Consider the following 899-nt stretch of genomic DNA (forward strand, 5'->3'; position numbering starts at 1 on the left):
TCTGATAAGAGTTCGATATGTAAAATTTTGCTGTCTATTTTATGAATTTATTGTTGTCGAATGTTCTTTCTATTTATAGTATAACCTCTACTGGACTATTTATACATCCTGTGCGGATTTTTTTGCATGAAAATAAAGGCATCTTAAAGTTTACTTTTCGTGGGCTCTGCCCACACCCGGCCTCAGGAATAAAGCTGGGGTTTTCTGGCAATACTTTAGGTGCCGATGGAATAAAGCCGGGGCAGCTTGAAGTTTAAGCTCAGCTGCCCGGGTCTTTCCTTTTTACAGATACTGGGTCAGCCTTTCCCTATACAGTACAATCAGCTGGTTCAACACCTGATCCCATCCGCGGTATCTCTGGGTCCATTTTTTTGTGATATTTTCACTGGACAGATACAGCATCTTCTCCAGCGACTGGTCACTTGGGAACACACTTTTCGCCTTGGTTACTTTCCGGTACTGGCGGTTAAGCCCTTCAATGATATTTGTGGTATACATGATCCGTCTGAGCTCCTGTGAAAACTGGAAGAAGGAGCTTACATCTTCCCAGTTATTCTCCCAATTGCTGATTGCGTAGGGATATTTTTTCCCCCATTTTTCTTTGAGCCCTTCCAGCTCTGAAAATGCTGCCGTTTCAGTTGGGGCATTATAGACAGCCTTGAAATCGCTGGAAAATTTCTTCAGGTCACTATAGTTGACATATTTGAAGGAATTCCTCAGCATATGGATCACGCACCTCTGGATCTGGGCCTGTGGGTAGACTGCACCTATTGCTTCCTTAAATCCGGCAAGCCCATCAACACACAAGAACAATACATCTTTTAATCCGCGGTTTTTCAGGTCATTTAACATCCCCAGCCAGAACTTGCTGGTCTCATTTGCTCCTACGGTAATACTGA

Annotated in this window: 1 protein-coding gene; it reads right to left on the minus strand. The window is 43.4% G+C overall.

All coding sequences use genetic code 11. From position 1 onward, the window contains the following. Positions 1 to 282: 282 nt before the first annotated feature. Positions 283 to 899 (minus strand): IS256 family transposase (locus D5281_RS25100; protein WP_160562559.1); only part of this gene is annotated, 617 nt, incomplete at its 5' end.

The organism is Parablautia muri, assembly GCF_009917485.1.
GTDB lineage: Bacteria > Bacillota > Clostridia > Lachnospirales > Lachnospiraceae > Suilimivivens > Suilimivivens muri.